The following is a 14,530-nucleotide window of genomic DNA, read 5'->3' on the forward strand; positions in this document are numbered from 1 at the left end:
TCGACCTTTTTTGATTAGTTTCTCTTAAAATGAGATGGTTCATCCTAATATAACAACTTTAAAAAATAGAGTATAATGAGTTCTAGGATTTCATTTTTAATGAGCAGGTGATTTATTTGATACTCATGATCGATAATTATGATTCATTTACATATAATCTTGTTCACTATATGGAAATACTCGGGCACTCTGTCATAACAAAATACAATGACCACATCACAACTGAAGATATCATCAACCTAAATCCTGATGTGATCTGTCTCTCACCCGGACCAGGAACCCCTATAGATGCTGGGTGCTGTCTTTCAGTCGTGAATAAATTTAAATCACATGTCCCTATTTTAGGTATTTGTCTCGGTCACCAAGTTATTGCCGAAGCATTCGGAGGACAAATCGAGAAAGCTGCTCAACCGATGCATGGAAAAACGGACCAGATTTTTCATGATGGACAAACCATCTTTCAAGGATTACCAAATCCATTAAAAGTGGCTCGCTATCATTCACTCGTTGCAAGTCATCCATTGCCAAAAGAATTGGTTCCTACATCAAAAACTGCAACAGGTGAAATTATGTCAGTCAGACACCAATCATTACCGATCGAAGGCATTCAATTTCATCCTGAAGCCATTCAAACAGAATTCGGATTAGAGTGTCTCAAGCAATTTTTTCAAACCTATGATATTCAGCCGGATAAGGAGCTATTGAAATGAGTATCCAATTGAACTATTTTTTTCGTCATCCGTATAGTTTGGATACTGATATGATGTTTGAAAATCCAATCGACATCCTTTGTACTTATAAGATTGAAGACATCCCGCTTCTTTTTAATCAGATCGAATCCTATTTAGATGATGGATATTATGTCGCGGGATATGTAAGTTATGAGGCAGCCCTTGGATTTAATTCTTCTATGACAACCCATACAGATACAAAAATGCCATTATTATGGTTTGGCGTCTTTGAGAAACCGAGTATGATTTCCACTGAAGAAAAGAGCTCAATCGCTCATTCATTAGCTTGGAAGCCTGATGTATCACCGGAAAGATATACGAAAGCCATCCAAACGATACATCAAGAAATAGAAAACGGAAATACGTATCAAACCAATTACACACTCCGTTTAAATAGCCCGTTTACAACGGATGCTCTGTCGTATTTTCATCAATTAAAAGAAGCCCAACGTGCAGATTTTTGTGCTTATCTCGACATTGGGGACTATCAAATTTTGTCTGCCTCTCCAGAATTGTTTTTCGCATGGGACGGAGAACATATTGAAACCAGGCCAATGAAGGGAACGATTCAGAGAGGGTTGACCTTTGATGAAGATCGACGACTTAAAGAAAAGTTAAAATCTTCAACGAAGGACCAAGCTGAAAATGTGATGATCGTTGATTTGTTACGAAATGATCTTAGCCGAATTGCCGAGAGAGGTTCTGTACACGTTTCAAAACTGTTCGATATTGAATCTTATCCGACGGTTCATCAAATGACATCAACAATCGAAGCAAAAACAAAACCTGAAACGACTGTATTTGATATTTTTAAAGCTTTGTTTCCATGCGGCTCAATCACCGGTGCTCCGAAGGTAAAAACCATGTCCTTGATTCATGAATTAGAATCCTCCCCTCGGGAAATCTATTGCGGAACGATTGGCTATATGACGCCAGCACGCAAGGCTATTTTTAATATTCCGATTCGAACCGTTTGGATCGATAAGGAAAATAGGCTGGCTGAATATGGTGTCGGCGGCGGCATTACATGGGATTCCAATGCTAAGGATGAATATGACGAGGTTGTCGCTAAAGGCGCTGTTCTTACGGCTAAGTTCCCAGAGTTTGATTTACTAGAAAGTCTCCTTTTGGAGGATGGTAAACTGGTTTTACTTGATCATCATTTAGCGAGATTAAGTCACTCCGCCGAATATTTCCAATATAAGTTGGATCAACATGAACTCAATTTAGCCCTTTTTAAACTTGAAAAGCAATTTCCTGTCGGTCGATTTAAGGTTCGGCTTATCGTCAATAAACAAGGACATTTTTCGATCGAAACACAGCCTATCTCGATCATTGCAGAGGATCAATCCATAAGATTAGGCACGTCACCCATATCATCTAACAACGTATTTCTCTACCATAAAACGACGTTCCGTGAAATGTATAAAGAGCACAAAGATGGACAAGAGGATGTATTTGATATTTTATTGTGGAATGAAAAGGGCCATATCACTGAATTTACAAATGGGAATGTTGTCGCTAAAATACATGATACACTTGTTACGCCCCCTGTTTCAGACGGACTTTTAGCAGGTACATTCAGGGAAAGTCTTCTCCATCAAGGAAAAGTGGAAGAAAAAAGCATCACTATAGAGGAATTAAAAAGTGCCGCGGAGATTTGGTTTATTAATAGCGTTAGAGGATGGATTAAGGTCCATTTCTAGAAAAATAAAGGATGAGATCATCATGCATCTCATCCTCAGTTTATCTCTTAGAACTACCTTTATTCTTTATTCAAATTTCAATGGGTCCCCATTAAATGGTTCATCAGCTACTTTGATGGATTCTGTCGGGCAACCTTCGTAAGCATCAATTAAATCTTCATAAAGGCTTTCTGCAATTTCTGCTGTCCCTTCGTTATCATCTGGTATGACAAAGGAAATACCTTCATCATCATAATCAAATATATCTGGAGCTGCCGAGCCGCAAGCCCCGCACGCAATACACGTATCTTTATCAACGATTGTAAACTTAGGCAATAATTTTTCATCTCCTTTTAAAAAGGATGACAAGACGGCGTCATTCAACTCGTATAAGTAGCCCCTAATCCCATTTTCTTTAATAACTTTCGATAGGCAATCGATGTCTTATCTGCTAAAATATGAGCTTCTGCTTGTAAATCGAGAGGGAGTTCTTCAGGCTTCTGATTTTCAACCATTTCACGATCTTCATTAAATATTTTCAAGTTAAATTCATAAACATCTTCAATCGGTTTGTCTTTATCAAAATTCCGAGCTATCGGGCAAAAGAGTCGTGTATAACGAGCCGAAATAGGACATGGGACATTTAATATCCAAAGGCGTCCACCTTCTGGAAAATGAACGGTCAACCGTGCCGCCAAAGGTGGAAAAACATCAAAAACACGAAGCCATTTAAAGACTTCCGGTGCTAGATCTTGAAATCCTTTTGGGTAATTACTCACATTACTTAAATACTCTGTATGCAGACCGTAATCTGTTTCTTGCACTTTGTAGCTTGGCACAAATGGATTATTTCGATCTCCAAAGGTTTCTGTATGTACCCATGCAAAGTGAGCGACATCTAGGAATCCTTCCATTTGTCTCCCAGCTGATCCGGCAATGTCAATCGTCGGTGGCAAAATGGGTTGAAACTCCGCATCATCCCACACAGGAAAAGGGGGAATCTCTTCTTTTTCTCCTGCGATAGTCGTCCAAATGAGACCGTATCTTTCAACGGTTGGATAGACATTCATACATAATCGCGGCGAAATTTTTGCACCAGGATGGGCTGGAATGGATGTACACTGACCATCAGGCCCATAACTGAAACCGTGATAAGGACAGACGATATTATCGCCTTCGACCCACCCCATACTCAGCGGTGTCCCTCGATGAACACAAAGATCTCTTGCCACAATAGGCTTATTATTTTGTGTTCGGTAGAGAACGAGTTCAACGTCAAGGAGTTTCACAGCCATTGGTTTTTCAGTGGCTTCGTCTGCTCGAGCGACCGGATACCAATATTTCGATAAAACTTCCCAGTCCTCTCGGGTGAACGTACAATCACGTGGATACGGTGTTGGGTTCTTCTTTTTTAGCTTTGAATCTACCATACTATTTATCCCCCTTTGACAATGCGACTAACTTCCGCGGTAAACTTGATAACTCCAAGGTGTGACAAGTAATGGAACATGATAATGCACGTTTGGATTTGAAATACCTACACGTACACTGATCACATCTAAAAAGGAAGGTTCTTCTAGAGGACTATTTTTTTGTTTAAAATAATCCCCAATATGAAAAAGAAGTTCATATGTTTCTTTTTTTAACTCATTTTCAGATATTAGAGGTTCATCAACCCGGCCATTTTCATTTGTCATAATGGTTTTCAGAACATCCTTTGTATCTGTTAAGCGTACTTCTACTTTAACATGCGCTGCGGGAACGCCATTTGCTAAATCCAAAATATGTGTTGTTAATCCGGCCATCTTCTAAAAGCAACCTTTCCATTAGTCATCTTATTATTCACCGTGATTAAAAGATTCCACTTTGATTCATTATTCATTAAGTCCGTTGTTTGGATTCTAAGTTATCCGTTATACGATCCTTTAGACGAAAGGATGCAATTGTAAAAATTTCTTTCAAAGCACATTCAAACTCTTCTGCTTGGTTATGTTGTAATCTTGTTTCCATATCTTCATATATTTCCTGCTTACTTTTTCCTTTAATAGCTAGAATGAAAGGAAAACCAAATATCGTCATATATTGTTCGTTCATGAGTAGAAATTGATTGTATTCATCATCACTTAATTGATTAAGGCAAGCTGTTTTTTGTTCCTCCGTCGATTCAGTACTCATTCTATTTCTCGTTCCTAACTTAGGGTGAGCCTTGATCAAGTTTAATTGATTTTCTATCGACGATTCCCTAACGATCGTGACCATACGATCAAATAAGGCATGAAGAGATGGATATGGACGAAAAACAATCGCCTGTTTCATAATCCAAGGAGAAGATTCAAAAACACCGTCTAAGCACTTTTCACACTCGGAAGCACTTGCCTGATTAAAATCTTCAATGGACATCATGGTTCATCACGCTCCCTTCATTTAATTCAGTATATTCTGTATTATAAAATTATACATCTTTTCCTTTTGTTAATAAAGTGATAACTTCAATCGCAAGGATCTTACTGCTTACCTAAGCGGATAAATACATTATTATCTTTCATCAGAAGGATTTTTCTGTCGTTTTGACTTGCTCTCATAATTTTTACTTTTATATCTAGAGAGCTAAATAAATGGCGCTCTGTTATTAAGAATTTAACAGAAGAAGTGCCTGCTTTCATTGTGTTAATTTACAAAATTATCTTAAATTATTGTATAATATAACCTAACAATCTATTTTTTACTGAGGTGCTGAAATGAAAGTAGCCGATCTATTACATATTCCTGCTTTTAAAAACTTTGAAATTGTTGCGGGTAAAACAGGTTTGAACCGCGATATTAACAATATAAACATGATGGATGCCCCTGATATTATTGATTATTTAAAAAGCGATGATTTACTCGTAACGTCGGGTTATCATTTGCGAGGTGACCCACAGTTCTTTGTTCTTCTTGTCAAGAACATGGCTAGACTTGGATGTTCTGCTATTGGTATAAAAACCGAACGTTTCTTATATGGTATTCCACAAGAGGTATGCGAACTTGCAGACAAATTAAAATTCCCTATTATCAATATTCCTACGGAGATCCCACTCGTCGAAGTCGTCAATGAAACATTAAGTTTACTTCGAGATAATCGATTAAAAGAGTTAAAGTTTGCGATTGATGCTCACGAGCAATTTACGATTCATATTATGAATGGAAAAGGCGTTCAAAAGTTATTAGAGAATCTTTCAAATATTATAAAGCTGCCTCTGTTACTATTAGATCCCTATTTTAGACCTTTAATTCCAAAAAAACTAAGCGGTGAGAATCATAAAATTATTCAGTCCTGTGCATTAATAAAAAATGATTTCTTCTTAGAAACATCCAACTACACGTCGTTTTCATTAACTGATCCTCGCTGTACGTTGACTATTTTTCCAGTATATACAGCTGGTAATAAGCAATGTTACCTGATCGCTTTAGGTGAAATTTCGTATTTCGATCGTCTCCTCATCCTAACATTAGAACAAGCGGTTAATGTGATCGCCTTTGAACTAATGAAGGAAGACGCACTTAAACAGAATGATCGTAAAATAAAACAACTCTTTTTTATGAATTTAATTAATAATGCCTTCTCTTCCGAAAAAGAGATTACTCATCGAGCCAAAGAATTTCATTTAAAAACAGATCAAAAATATGTTTGCATCGCTGGCCAGCTCGACATGCCTGACCAAACATCTAGTTTTATTCAGTACCAAATGGAGACAAATACGATCTATGAATATATGGAAGATGAGGTCAACAGCTTTCCTTTTGCTTCTCATTTCTTTATCGAAGGGCAACAATGCATGATCTTATTAGAAATTGAAGATTCCGTCTCGCATAGTTATGAACAGGTATCTCCTTATCTTAATCAACTTCAAAATAAAATCCAGCACTTTTTCAACCAGTCCATATCATTTGGATTAAGTACGATTTGTCATCAACTCATGGACGTTCATGCGATTTACAAAGAAGCTTTAGATGCTCTTGATACCGGAAGACGAATGGGAAAAACAAACTTTATTGAGGGTTATGAGGTGAAAGATATTGCAGATATGCTTCGAATGATTCCTGTTGAGGATTTGAAAGCTTTCTACAAGAATACCCTTCAACACCTCTTTCAATATCCAAAAGATGAGGCCGAAACATTGCTGCATACCTTATTTGTTTTCTTGGAATCGCATTGTCAGATTTCCGAAACAGCAAAAAAACTTTTTGTTCATCGTAATACCGTTATTTATCGCTTAGAGAAATGTGAAACGGTTTTTGGCTGGGATCTTAAAGATCCAGATACGACTTTTCGATTGCGATTAGCCATGCGTATCAGACCGTTATTGAATCTTTCATGAATAAATTGAACAACACCACTAATAGAGGTTGTTCAAAAAGTCACCAAATGATAAGCTACGAGTCTCGGCGCCCGCTTGTTTTTCCGGTCCTCATGTAGCAAAAACCTACATTCCGGTCCTCAAAACAGCGCCGCCTTGATCTTCTTGCTTCTAATTTGTCACCTTTTTGAACACGCACTAATAAAGACCTGTACACATATTTTAGTTAAGCTATTTTCACAAACATTGTTGTTTTTGGTTTTTGTAGAAACGTGAAGCGTGGAAGAACAAATAAATTCCTCATGTTCTTAAAAGCCAAAAACATCTAGCCACAATCTATTAGAAAAATTTCTTTAGTTAAAATAACCAATCAAGTCCATATCATTTGTTATATCGCATAATGGCATTCCGTCTTTCCTCTGCTAAAATAAAGGCATTCACGATAATGGGGATATTCCATTATTTAAGTATGAATCAAAGAGGAGGCCGTGCAATGAAAGTAAAAACCCCTTATGCGATTCAAGATGAGCTCAGCAAGATGCTAGACTTTCTTGCCTCATTTGGTGCAACGGAAAACAATGGCGTCTCACGCCTTTTATATTCTTCACCATGGATACGTGCTCAGCAAGCCCTTAAAGAAGTGATGCATTCCTTTGGATTTCAGACACACTTCGATGACGTTGGCAATTTATTTGGCCGAATGGAAGGTACTGTTGAACGTGAACAAGTTATCCTGACAGGGTCACATATTGACAGTGTTATTGAAGGCGGAAAATATGATGGGGCTTATGGGATTGTGGCAAGTTTACTTGCTGCAAAGGAACTTTTTCAAAAGAATGGAAAACCTAAGAAAACCATTGAAGTTGTTTCCTTATGTGAAGAAGAAGGAAGTCGATTTCCTCTTTCCTTTTGGGGATCTGGAAGTATAACGGGAAAACATCATTTTGACGAAATACATTCTCTAACTGATGATGATGGCATCCCTTTCAAAAAAGCCATGGCAGCAGCAGGGTTTGGTCTTAATAACTATCCAAATCCTAGACGAAAGGATATCGCTTGTTTTCTAGAAGTTCACGTAGAACAAGGCATCATTCTTGAAAATAGTAGGCAAACTCTAGGTGTGGTTAGTCATATTGTCGGACAAAAACGATTTACGATTACGCTAACGGGACAAAGCAATCACGCAGGTACGACGCCTATGAATGCAAGAAAAGATGCGCTAGCAACCGCCTGTGATTTAATCCACCATTTGACGAATAAAGCAAAACAACAAAGTGATCTCGTCGCCACCGTGGGTAACATTCAAGTTAAACCCAATGTTGTTAATGTTGTTGCGGGTGAGGCGACGTTTACATTAGATGTTAGACATCATCAAAAAGAGACGTTAACGACTTTTTGTTCGGAAGTATTTGATTATTTCCATAAAACGACAGATGAGCAAAATATAAAATTGAACATTACGCAATGGATGGATGATGAACCTGTCAAAATGGATGAGACGCTCATGTCAAAAATGACTAAAATGATTAAAAAAGAAAAAATTCCATTTAGACAGATGGTGAGTGGTGCAGGTCATGATTCGCAGGTCTTTGGTACATTCTGTCCAACAGCCTTACTCTTTGTTCCAAGTCACCAAGGCATCAGTCATTCACCTAAAGAATATACAAAACCAGAAGATCTGGCTACGGGTGTAAACATTCTTACATCTTTCTTGTATGAACTCGCTTACACCTAATAGGTTATTAAATTCATAATCGATCTTCTCTAATTAGTCTATCAATCTATTCTGAGCTAAGAAGAAATGAGGTAAAACAAATGAATGAACTAAACACTCCCCTCCGAACGATTATGACGCCGGGACCAGTAGAGGTTGACCCCCGCGTCCTACGTGCCATGAGTACGCCTATTTTAGGTCAATTCGATCCAGAATTCACAAAAATCATGAATGAAAATATGGCTATGATCCGTGAGCTATACCAAACTAAAAACCACTGGGCTTATCCTATTGATGGAACCTCTCGTTCGGGTCTTGAAGCCGTCATAGCAAGTCTTATTCAACCTGGGGACAACGTTCTCATTCCCATTTTTGGACGGTTTGGACATCTATTCGCTGAGATCTGTGAACGCTATGGTGCCTTGATCCATACGATCGAATGCCCATGGGGAGAAGTATTTGATCCAGAAGACATCATATCTGAAATTGATCGGGTCAAACCAAAATTCGTGACGCTAGTCCATGGTGAAACATCAACAGGACGCATGCAGCCTTTAGAAAAAGTCGGCCATGCCTGCCGTGAACGTGATGTTATCCTCATTGTTGATGCTGTGGCGACGATCGGCGGTGCGGATGTCAAGGTTGACGACTGGTGTCTAGATGCTGTTATAGGCGGAGCCCAAAAATGTCTTTCTGTTCCTTCTGGAATTGCTCCAATTACGTATAATGACCGGGTAGAAAAAATCATTTTATCTCGAAAAAAAGTTGAACGTGGCATCGCAACAGAGGATGATAATAAACAATTCACCTCTTCCCCTATTCGAAGCAATTATTTTGATTTAAGTCAACTGCAAGACTACTGGAGTGAACGCAGGTTAAATCACCACACTGAAGCTACGACAATGAATTATGCCTTAAGGGAAGGTCTCCGTCTTATCCTAGAAGAAGGTCTTGAGGCGCGCTTTCAGCGACATAAACTCCATGAAAAGGCATTGGTAGCTGGTATTGAAGCTATGGGTCTTACTCTATTTGGGGATCCAACATGTAAAATGCCAACCGTAACCTGTGTGAATGTACCAAAAGGTGTTGATCCTGATGCTGTACGAAATACGTTGCTAAATGAATTTGGGATTGAAATCGCGGGCTCTTTCGGGTCACTTCAAGGAAAAATATGGCGTATTGGTACGATGGGCTATAGCTGCCGGAAAGAAAATGTCCTCTTTGTTCTTGCAGGTTTGGAAGCAACCCTTATACAACAAGGTTTTGCGGTTAAGCGCGGAGAAGCTCTTCAAGCCGCTCTACAAGTCTATGCATTGCAGAAGAAACAGGAAGTCATTGGGTAATTATTCGAGACCGAGGATGATAGATTGATAAGGAGTGAGTAAAAATGCCGTATGATCAAATTATTAAAAATGGACACGTTGTTTTAGATTCAGAAATTAAAAAAATGGATATAGGCATTCAAAATGGTGTTATCGCATCAATTAGCGATCAACTCACAGACTCTAATAACATTCTTGATGCAGAAAGTCATTATATTTTCCCAGGGATGATTGACACCCACGTTCATTTTAATGAACCTGGTCGAGAAGTTTGGGAAGGTTTTAAAACCGGTTCTGAACTCCTCGCTGCGGGTGGTTGCACGACCTTCTTTGACATGCCACTAAATGGGATTCCTTCAACGGTGACAAGAGAAGCCCTTTATGACAAAGCAGAGATAGGTGAATCGAAATCGATGATTGATTTTGGGTTATGGGGAGGTCTTGTCCCAGGACATCTTGATGATTTGGAGAAACTTGCTGAAGGTGGTGTCATTGGTTTCAAAGCCTTTCTATCTCCTTCAGGTAACGTTGAGTTTGAGGCAGCAGATGATTTCACCCTTCTCTCTGGCATGAAAAAAATCGCCCAATTAGATCGTATATTAGCCTTACATGCCGAGAGTGGTCCACTTGTTACTTTTCTTGCTCAAGAAAAAGCCAGGAAAGGGCTCACTAGCTGTGATGATTATTTAGAAACTAGGCCTATTCAAGCAGAAGTCGAAGCGGTCTCGCGCGCCATTTATTATGCAGAGATCACAGGATGCTCCTTACACTTTGTTCATATTAGTAGTCCTGAAGCGGTTGGGATCATTCAATCGGCTAAACGAAAAGGCTTAGACGTCACTCTCGAAACATGTCCTCATTACCTGCTCTTTAATCATGAAGACTTAAAACGTCTGGGACCGATTGCGAAATGTGCCCCTCCGCTTCGTTTGCCTGAGACACAAAAGTCATTAATTGAGGAGCTCATTAAGGGAAATATCGATATGATGACATCCGATCACTCCCCTTCACCTTGGTCAGATAAAGATAAGGAAAATATTTTTGAGGCATGGGGCGGAATTAATGGCGGACAATTTTCTCTCATGAGCATGATCGAGCTGGCTTTAAATCACCGCGTCCCATTGCAACATGTGGCTAAATGGACCGCGAAAGCACCTGCTGAACGTTACGGTTTAAGTCCTAAAAAAGGTAGCATCCAAATTGGTGCTGATGCTGATTTTGCTATCGTTAGTTTAAAAGAATCACATACCATTACAAAACAAGATTTATTTGCTAAACATAAATATAGCCTATTCGAAAACCATACCTTCCCATGTAAAATAAAAACTACAATCAGTCGTGGTCAAGTGGTATATTCAGACGGAAGTATAAGCAATGAAGAGGTCCGCGGCCAGTGGTTGAAACATAATATTTTTCAATCAAGTAAATAAAGTGACGATTTCATCTATCAATTCTTTGATATTCCGCAGAACCAAGCATAAAGCCCCAACCACTAAAGGTTGGGGCTTTATGCTTATTAAGAGACTGGATAATATATTAACCTTTTCAATCACTCTACATACAATTAATAAGTTGCCAAGATTAAATGGCGCGTTATCTTTATCCCGTCCTGTGCGTCGAAAAACCCCCACTGATGGAAGTTTCACTTTATCATTTTGATGCCAAAATCTTTTCTACACTGATTAATTGAATGCAAACACAAAGAACTTGAATCGCAAGTTCCAACTCTTCTAAAGATGGAAATGTTGGGGCTATACGGATATTTCGGTCTTTAGGATCCTTACGATAAGGGAAGGTTGCGCCGGCACCCGTCAAGGTTACCCCTGCCTCAGCTGCCAATTCAACAATATCCTTTGCTGTACCATCAAGCGTGTTTAGACTGATAAAATAACCACCATTTGGTTTACTCCATGTTGCAATGTGCTTACCCTCTAATTCTGAATCAAAAAGCTCTAAAACTTTATCAAACTTAGGCTTAATAATGTCGGCTTGTTTTTTCATATGATCCTGAAGACCCTCAAAATCTTTGAAGAAAAGAACATGTCTAAGTTGATTAATTTTATCCGGACCAATTGTTTGTGCTGACAATTGTTTTTTAATATATTGGATATTTTCCTTACTTGATCCCATGACGGCTACACCAGAACCTGGGAAGCTAATTTTTGACGTGGAGCCAAATAGGAAAGGACGATTTGGATGACCCGCCTCTTGACATGCATGAAGGATATTTTTCAATTGGTCTGGTTTATCCGTTAAATGATGAACGGCGTATGCATTATCCCAAAAGATTCGGAAATCTTTTGCTTTTGTTTCCATTTTAGCCAGTCGATCAACCACTTCATCTGAGTAGGTTACACCTTCAGGATTACTATATTTTGGTACACACCAAATACCTTTAATTGTTTCATCCTCACTCACAAGTTTCTCTACTTGTTCCATATCTGGACCATCTTCTAGCATATCGACAACCACCATTTCGATATCAAAAAACTCGCATAAGCTAAAATGGCGGTCATAGCCAGGACTTGGGCACAAAAATTTAATTTTAGGATATTGGCCCCAAGGTTGTTCTCCACCTAATACCCCTTTAAACATGGCTCTAAAAATCGTATCATGCATCATATTCAGACTGGAGTTACCACCAATAATGATTTCATCCGTACTGACCTCAAGTAAAGGAGCTAATAATTCTTTTGCTTCTACAAGTCCATCAATGCCACCATAATTTCGACAATCGATGCCTTCTTTCGATATTAAAGATGAATCAGACCTTATTGTATCTAGCATGCCCATCGACAAATCTAGTTGTTCTGGGCAAGGTTTACCTCTTGCCATATTTAATGACAACTTCTTACTCTTATATTCTTCATATTTTTCTTGCAATTTCGCTTTTAGTTCATTCAATTCAACAACGCTTAACGTGTTGAAGTCAGTCATGTTGCGGCCTCCTTGTCACCAAACACAAAAATATTAAATAACATTTTAACTATACTTATATAATCCTATCATACAAGGATACTATTCATTAAACAACTTCATATTGAATGAGTTTTTTGTAAAAATCGATCTTTTTGAAGTTTAATTTCGATATAAACATATGATTATGATTGAAAATATGTTAATAATGTGAAACTTCCATCAGTGGGGGTTTTTCGACGCACAGGATGGCAAGTAGCAGGCGCCAGCCAGGACGTAGTGTTTTTAGCCTGCTTCATCCCCCACTGATGGAAAGCTTGAACCAATCGGACCTTTACGGGCAGTTGATCCCCACCTATCTTCTTTGAATACTCAGAATCATGAGGTGGGGGGGTCTTACTGCCCGTTAAGGCGGGATAAAGGGATAGGTGTAAAAATCGTGACTATCCAAAACAATAAAAATCCACTGTAAATAGCGTGGTGAATCAATCACTCTATCATATTCTGAAAATAGCCTTTCACTGAATTTTCATATCTTCTTTCAATGAGCTTTCCGTATGGGTCTTTAGGATTAATGATCTAATCTTTCAAGAGCACGTTCTGCGAGTAGTGCAAAGAATTTGGCGCTTGGAAGTAAAGCAGCATCGTCAACCGTGAATTTAGGATGGTGTAAATTATATGGCTGTGAAGTCCCGATATCTACAAAGGTTCCTGGTATTTGTTGTTGATAAAAAGCGAAATCCTCTCCACCTGCAGATGGTTCAATTTCAACTGTACTAAAACCACTTTCCTTTGCCACACCAAACGTGAAAGGTGTCCAGTCTTTATCATTAACAACAGATGGCGGACCTGGGTGCCATGCAAGGGTTGCTTTTGCTCCAAATGTAGCTGCAATCCCTTCAATGATCGTTCTGATACGTTTTGGAATTTCTTCTCGAATGGTTTCGCTAAACGTTCGAACGGTTCCTTCTAGATAAGCCGTACTCGGAATAACATTCCAAGTATTTCCGCTTTGAATGTGCGTGACACTAACAACTACACTATCTTGCCAATCAATATTTCGGCTAACAATGGATTGTAAGGCCGTGATGATATGGCCTGTAACCAATATAGGATCTATACCCAAGTCAGGATGAGCCGCATGGGTGCCAATCCCCTCCACATGAATTTCAAATCGATCGACACCAGCGGAAGATGGACCGATTCGGGTACCTAACTCTCCTAACTTCAGTGAAGGTTTATTATGTAAACCAAAGATCGCTTGTACATCTTTCAAACCTTGTGAATTCAAAATGGCTTTAGCTCCATGCCCTGTTTCTTCAGCAGGTTGGAATATAATACGAACCGTTCCTTTTAGGAAGGATTCCTTTTGTTTGAGAAGATAGGCCGCTCCTAGAATCGCTGCTGTATGGAAATCATGACCACATGCATGCATTATTCCATCATATTTTGAACGGTAGGACACGTCGGCTTCCTCATGGATAGGTAAAGCATCAATGTCCCCACGAATAGCGATGACCGGTCCTGTTGGATTTCCTGATACTTCCGCAATCAGTCCTGTTCTTAATGGAACATCAAGAATACGAATATGAGCTTTATTAAGCCAGTTTCTTAGTTTCTTTGTTGTTTCAAATTCTTCGTTTGAGAGTTCAGGTTCCGAATGAAGATTATGCCTAACGGAAACAAGTTCTTCCTCCAAATTTTCAATAATATTGATCAATGTACTTTGGGACATGATTAATCCCCCTTTATTTTTTCGAAGTTCTCTTAATCGATTTCGCCATTTCTATCAAAATTCCTTCTTAAAGTGCGTGTTCAAAAAGGT

At 38.8% G+C, this 14,530-nt stretch carries 12 protein-coding genes; 6 read left to right on the forward strand and 6 right to left on the reverse strand.

Annotated elements, in window-relative coordinates; genetic code table 11:
* Nucleotides 1-116: 116 nt before the first annotated feature.
* Together FG390_RS04315 and pabB are read left to right on the forward strand one after the other, a co-directional pair.
* Nucleotides 117-710 carry an anthranilate synthase component II gene (locus FG390_RS04315; RefSeq protein ID WP_141189804.1) on the forward strand — a complete coding sequence of 198 codons (594 nt, stop codon included), beginning with the start codon at nucleotides 117-119 and terminating at the stop codon, nucleotides 708-710.
* The gene (gene pabB, locus FG390_RS04320) at nucleotides 707-2,437 is read left to right on the forward strand and encodes an aminodeoxychorismate synthase component I (RefSeq protein ID WP_141189805.1); all 1,731 of its coding nucleotides are present in this window, start codon (nucleotides 707-709) and stop codon (nucleotides 2,435-2,437) included. Before FG390_RS04315 ends, pabB begins: the two co-directional genes overlap by 4 nt.
* 66 nt (nucleotides 2,438-2,503) lie before the next feature.
* Here the strand turns inward: pabB and FG390_RS04325 are convergent, their stop codons facing one another.
* The 4 genes from FG390_RS04325 to uraD form a co-directional block, all read right to left on the reverse strand.
* On the reverse strand, nucleotides 2,504-2,752 hold the full coding sequence (locus FG390_RS04325) for a ferredoxin (protein ID WP_141189806.1): 249 nt from the start codon (nucleotides 2,750-2,752) through the stop codon (nucleotides 2,504-2,506).
* Between the two features lie 44 nt (nucleotides 2,753-2,796).
* The gene (locus FG390_RS04330; RefSeq protein WP_141189807.1) at nucleotides 2,797-3,846 is read right to left on the reverse strand and encodes an aromatic ring-hydroxylating dioxygenase subunit alpha; all 1,050 of its coding nucleotides are present in this window, start codon (nucleotides 3,844-3,846) and stop codon (nucleotides 2,797-2,799) included.
* 27 nt (nucleotides 3,847-3,873) lie between these two features.
* Nucleotides 3,874-4,221: a hydroxyisourate hydrolase gene (gene uraH / locus FG390_RS04335; protein WP_141189808.1), complete on the reverse strand. Its 348-nt coding sequence runs from the start codon at nucleotides 4,219-4,221 to the stop codon at nucleotides 3,874-3,876.
* Between the two features lie 76 nt (nucleotides 4,222-4,297).
* On the reverse strand, nucleotides 4,298-4,819 hold the full coding sequence (gene uraD, locus FG390_RS04340) for a 2-oxo-4-hydroxy-4-carboxy-5-ureidoimidazoline decarboxylase (RefSeq protein WP_141189809.1): 522 nt from the start codon (nucleotides 4,817-4,819) through the stop codon (nucleotides 4,298-4,300).
* Between the two features lie 335 nt (nucleotides 4,820-5,154).
* Between uraD and FG390_RS04345 the strand changes: the two genes are divergently transcribed.
* From FG390_RS04345 to FG390_RS04360, 4 genes are all read left to right on the forward strand, one after another.
* Nucleotides 5,155-6,774: a PucR family transcriptional regulator gene (locus FG390_RS04345; protein WP_141189810.1), complete on the forward strand. Its 1,620-nt coding sequence runs from the start codon at nucleotides 5,155-5,157 to the stop codon at nucleotides 6,772-6,774.
* 472 nt (nucleotides 6,775-7,246) lie between these two features.
* The gene (gene allC / locus FG390_RS04350; RefSeq protein ID WP_141189811.1) at nucleotides 7,247-8,488 is read left to right on the forward strand and encodes an allantoate deiminase; all 1,242 of its coding nucleotides are present in this window, start codon (nucleotides 7,247-7,249) and stop codon (nucleotides 8,486-8,488) included.
* 80 nt (nucleotides 8,489-8,568) lie between these two features.
* Nucleotides 8,569-9,810: a pyridoxal-phosphate-dependent aminotransferase family protein gene (pucG, locus tag FG390_RS04355; RefSeq protein ID WP_141189812.1), complete on the forward strand. Its 1,242-nt coding sequence runs from the start codon at nucleotides 8,569-8,571 to the stop codon at nucleotides 9,808-9,810.
* A 44-nt stretch (nucleotides 9,811-9,854) separates the two neighbouring features.
* On the forward strand, nucleotides 9,855-11,219 hold the full coding sequence (locus FG390_RS04360) for an allantoinase (RefSeq protein WP_141189813.1): 1,365 nt from the start codon (nucleotides 9,855-9,857) through the stop codon (nucleotides 11,217-11,219).
* Nucleotides 11,220-11,439: 220 nt separating this feature from the next.
* On the opposite strand, the gene FG390_RS04365 is transcribed toward FG390_RS04360, so the two are convergent.
* Entirely contained in the window at nucleotides 11,440-12,726 is a 1,287-nt protein-coding gene (locus tag FG390_RS04365; RefSeq protein WP_141189814.1) for an aspartate aminotransferase type Ic, read from the reverse strand.
* Nucleotides 12,727-13,276: 550 nt separating this feature from the next.
* Nucleotides 13,277-14,425 (reverse strand): amidohydrolase, encoded by a 1,149-nt coding sequence (locus FG390_RS04370; protein WP_141189920.1) that lies wholly within the window; start codon nucleotides 14,423-14,425, stop codon nucleotides 13,277-13,279.
* Nucleotides 14,426-14,530 lie beyond the last annotated feature (105 nt).

Origin of the sequence: Terrilactibacillus laevilacticus, assembly GCF_006517395.1 — a bacterium.
Taxonomy (GTDB): domain Bacteria; phylum Bacillota; class Bacilli; order Bacillales; family Sporolactobacillaceae; genus Terrilactibacillus; species Terrilactibacillus laevilacticus.

Bases quoted from the DNA above. Each gene is read 5' to 3' on its own strand.
- pabB (WP_141189805.1), top strand. From the start codon at position 707: ATGAGTATCCAATTGAACTATTTTTTTCGTCATCCGTATAGTTTGGAT.
- FG390_RS04330 (WP_141189807.1), bottom strand. From the start codon at position 3,846: ATGGTAGATTCAAAGCTAAAAAAGAAGAACCCAACACCGTATCCACGT.
- uraH (WP_141189808.1), bottom strand. From the start codon at position 4,221: ATGGCCGGATTAACAACACATATTTTGGATTTAGCAAATGGCGTTCCC.
- uraD (WP_141189809.1), bottom strand. From the start codon at position 4,819: ATGATGTCCATTGAAGATTTTAATCAGGCAAGTGCTTCCGAGTGTGAA.
- FG390_RS04345 (WP_141189810.1), top strand. From the start codon at position 5,155: ATGAAAGTAGCCGATCTATTACATATTCCTGCTTTTAAAAACTTTGAA.
- allC (WP_141189811.1), top strand. From the start codon at position 7,247: ATGAAAGTAAAAACCCCTTATGCGATTCAAGATGAGCTCAGCAAGATG.
- pucG (WP_141189812.1), top strand. From the start codon at position 8,569: ATGAATGAACTAAACACTCCCCTCCGAACGATTATGACGCCGGGACCA.
- FG390_RS04360 (WP_141189813.1), top strand. From the start codon at position 9,855: ATGCCGTATGATCAAATTATTAAAAATGGACACGTTGTTTTAGATTCA.
- FG390_RS04365 (WP_141189814.1), bottom strand. From the start codon at position 12,726: ATGACTGACTTCAACACGTTAAGCGTTGTTGAATTGAATGAACTAAAA.